The sequence below is a fragment of the Microcystis sp. M165S2 genome (genome assembly GCF_020245885.1).
Lineage (GTDB): Bacteria > Cyanobacteriota > Cyanobacteriia > Cyanobacteriales > Microcystaceae > Microcystis.
Genome location: NZ_JADBTZ010000363.1, coordinates 1 through 3133, shown reverse-complemented (window position 1 = coordinate 3133; position 3133 = coordinate 1). Strand labels below are relative to the sequence as shown.

The 3133-nt window shown below is 44.0% G+C and carries 6 protein-coding genes; 1 reads left to right on the top strand and 5 read right to left on the bottom strand.

Translation table 11 applies throughout. The features are described from left to right. Nucleotides 1-19 precede the first annotated feature (19 nt). Nucleotides 20-208 carry a hypothetical protein gene (locus IM479_RS23105; RefSeq protein ID WP_502856682.1) on the bottom strand — a complete coding sequence of 63 codons (189 nt, stop codon included), beginning with the start codon at nt 206-208 and terminating at the stop codon, nt 20-22. Continuing rightward, nucleotides 172-855 carry a cadmium resistance transporter gene (locus tag IM479_RS18045; RefSeq protein WP_287687754.1) on the bottom strand — a complete coding sequence of 228 codons (684 nt, stop codon included), beginning with the start codon at nt 853-855 and terminating at the stop codon, nt 172-174. Before IM479_RS18045 ends, IM479_RS23105 begins: the two co-directional genes overlap by 37 nt. A 146-nt stretch (nt 856-1001) precedes the next feature. On the opposite strand from IM479_RS18045, the gene IM479_RS18040 reads away from it, so the two are divergent. After that, entirely contained in the window at nt 1002-1922 is a 921-nt protein-coding gene (locus tag IM479_RS18040) for a LysR substrate-binding domain-containing protein (protein ID WP_287077639.1), read from the top strand. Between the two features lie 237 nt (nt 1923-2159). Here the strand turns inward: IM479_RS18040 and IM479_RS18035 are convergent, their stop codons facing one another. The 3 genes from IM479_RS18035 to IM479_RS18025 form a co-directional block, all read right to left on the bottom strand. Continuing rightward, nucleotides 2160-2516 (bottom strand): hypothetical protein, encoded by a 357-nt coding sequence (locus IM479_RS18035; protein WP_286825112.1) that lies wholly within the window; start codon nt 2514-2516, stop codon nt 2160-2162. A gap of 19 nt (nt 2517-2535) precedes the next feature. Continuing rightward, nucleotides 2536-2844 carry a nucleotidyltransferase domain-containing protein gene (locus IM479_RS18030; protein WP_287687756.1) on the bottom strand — a complete coding sequence of 103 codons (309 nt, stop codon included), beginning with the start codon at nt 2842-2844 and terminating at the stop codon, nt 2536-2538. After that, on the bottom strand, nt 2736-3133 hold a 398-nt coding region (locus tag IM479_RS18025; protein WP_287699525.1), incomplete at its 5' end, for a phospholipase D-like domain-containing protein. The genes IM479_RS18025 and IM479_RS18030, both read right to left, overlap by 109 nt.

Below are 3133 nucleotides of genomic sequence, written 5' to 3'. Positions count from 1 at the left end.
ACCTTATCCAACAAGGTTTTTAGACTTTTTTTCCCTCAAAAAGTGCCGACCCTTGGAGTGATTGGGGGGAAAATTCAGGGACTTTTTCCCTGAAAATTAGGTAATTGACCACCTGAAAATGGGTAAAACCCCACACCCCAACCCCCACCAACAAACTTTTTGCCGCAAACCCTAAATAGATTTGGGTTGCTGCTGGAGAAGCGCCCATCCATAGCTTAAGGATAAGGCCAAGAAAGCGAGGGGAAGACTTTCCTTGATTATAAATACACCCAAACCGATCAGCACACAGGGGACAAAGTGGCTACCGTGACTGCTAATTAAATTAGCGATCGCCGGTAATTTAGTCAACTGATGAGCAGTAAAACACCAAACACCCACCAAGATCAGAAAAACGCTGACGATAGTGACTAAATTTGGCCAGGCATTACTAGCGAACAGAGGCAGATAAATGCCGATATTATCACTGCCATTGGCGATGGTAATTGCCGCCACAGCGCAGGTTTGAGGGGAAAACCAGGCCGCCAAAGGAGAAGACGGTGCTGATTCTACAGCCACCTCCAGATGATTATCCGTCTCGGTTTCTTCTCGCTGCCAGAGACTCCGAATTCCGAAAACCACCGGCAACAGGCCGAGAAAACGAATCCACTGAGCCGGAATCAAGAAACTCCCGAAAAAGCCGGTTAAACTAGCCAAAATCAGCAGTATAAAGCCTAAATACTGACCGATAACGATATGACGACGGCGAAAAAGTTTGTTGACTTGGGTAAAAAGAATCGTCAAAATCAGGATGTCATCGAGATTAGTGGCAATAAACGCCGCTATTGCTGTGGATATGGCAGTAATCATGGTAGTCATAGGATTTTTTTCTTAATCGGCTCTTCTGGTCTCGATCGCCCTACTTCTACTCTAGAAAGAGCCATTAATAAAATCAAATATTCTTTCTTGTTGATTTAATAAATTAAAATGATGGAAAGACCAATAGAGACAAAAAACCCATTGCCATGGCCAGAATGACCCTAGATCAACTAGAAATCTTTCTAGCGACTGCTGAACATCTCCACTTCACCAAAGCAGCAGAAGCTTTATATATCACCCAACCGGCCGTCAGTGCCGCCATTGCCTCCCTAGAAAGTGAATACGGGGTGAAATTATTCCATCGCGTCGGTCGTCACATCGAGATCACGGAAACAGGACGTTTATTGCAATTAGAAGCGCAACGCATTCTCACCCAGGTGGCTTTGACAGAAAGGGGATTGGCGGAATTCAACGACTTGCAACGGGGAGAACTGCAATTAGGATCGAGTTTGACTATTGGTAACTATTGGCTCCCAGCAAAAATTAGCGATTTTCAGGAGCGCTATCCGGCAATTAAGATCAATTGCACCCTAGCTAATACGGAAGAAATCTGTCTGGGTACGGCTAACGGACGTTTTGACCTAGCATTAATCGAGGGAGAAGTCAAGAGTGATTTAACACATTGTTTAGAACAGGAGATCGTCGGCAGCGATCGCCTATTAATTATTGTCGGACGTTCTCATCCTTGGTATAAAAGAGAAGCGATCGAATTACCAGAATTAGTCGAAACCCCTTGGGTAATGCGAGAATCGGGTTCGGGAACTCAACAAAGATTCGAGGAAGCGTTACAGAATTGGGGCATCGATTTACGGACATTAAAGGTGACTTTGCTGTTAAATACGGGAGAAATGGTCAAGGCAATCATCGAGAATAGTTTGGCAGCTGCCGGCATTTCCGAATTGATGGTTCAAAAGGAATTAGAATTAGGCACATTGCGATCGATTCGAGTCATCGATACTTCTGGTTTATACCCCCGCTATCTCGAATTTATGCGCCCTTTTTTAAAAATAAAACACCGTCAGCGCTTTCAACCCCGCGTCTGTCAAGTTTTCGAGCAGATGTTGTAATCTGATAGCAATCACCGAAAATTAACCCCTTTCCTTCTAGTCCTTATTACAGATTTTTGGAGATTTCTATTCTTTTTTTACTCTCTCCCTTCAATAATTTTAATTTCTTCCTCGCTTAATCCATAGAGTTTATAAACAATTAGATCAATCAATCAGTAAGGTGCGTTCCCCCTCGTCGATTAGTTGCATAGTCGGAGTTGCAGTGGGGAACGCACCCTACGAAATCTCTTGGTTCGTTTAGTCTAATTTAAACTCTGTAACATTGCCTTTCCCGTCAGTATTACAGTAACCAGAGACTTTTTTCTTCGGCACAGACCAATTGTAGCTTAATCCACCTCGGTTGATATCTTGGAGTGTTGTTTCTCCCGCATCAATAGAAGACTGAAGTGTTGCGCCGAGAGTCACATTAATATCGGACATCGAAACGTCGCTTCCCATATGGGAAACAACGGAATTTTTGCAATTGCGACCCCAAGCAGCAATACGAGCCTCAATTTTGGCATCGTCGTTGGCGCTTCCCGGCTTCATCCAGGTTAACCCAAAAGAAACAGAAAAGAGCACAGTTAGGGTGGCGAGAGAAAGAAGTTTTTTCATGGCTAAAGTATTCGAGCAATCAATCTAATTTTGAAGGACACCGATTAGAATACCTCATAGAGCGTAAAATAGACCAGATTTTTTCCCGTCGCTTATTAATTATAGTTGGCTGATTGACATCCTCACCGCCGTAAACGGACAACGAAGCAGAATTGTCATTAAACTCATCCAAAGACATAGGCATAATTGAAAGCAGTTCGCCAAACTCCAGCAAAAAATCTAACTTAATATCTGCCATCCGCCGAATTTCTGACATCGGTAAAACGAGATCGCGCAGCACCACCAAAATATCAATATCAGAATCCTCACTCGCCTCACCCCTCGCCACCGAGCCATACAGCAACAATGTAAATAGGCGATCGCCGCCACGATTTCAGGAATATCATAAACCGCAAAGCTAATCAGCAATAACTCCTCACGGGTTTGATGGATTAATTCTAAAATCGTCGGTTCCGTTTGACGGTTCCATTCCCCCGATTGGTCGGGCATCGTCCAGATGGGCTGCACCTCATAGTTTTTTTGCAATTCGCGCCCCAACTCCATCGCCGACAGCAAAGCCAAATGCAACGCCTCATTACACAAAAAATTGTAGGGGTAGAGCATTTGCGCCACAATTT

Coding starts and splice junctions, on each gene's coding strand:
- IM479_RS23105 (WP_502856682.1), bottom strand. CDS start 208: ATGGGCGCTTCTCCAGCAGCAACCCAAATCTATTTAGGGTTTGCGGCA.
- IM479_RS18045 (WP_287687754.1), bottom strand. CDS start 855: ATGACTACCATGATTACTGCCATATCCACAGCAATAGCGGCGTTTATT.
- IM479_RS18040 (WP_287077639.1), top strand. CDS start 1,002: ATGGCCAGAATGACCCTAGATCAACTAGAAATCTTTCTAGCGACTGCT.
- IM479_RS18035 (WP_286825112.1), bottom strand. CDS start 2,516: ATGAAAAAACTTCTTTCTCTCGCCACCCTAACTGTGCTCTTTTCTGTT.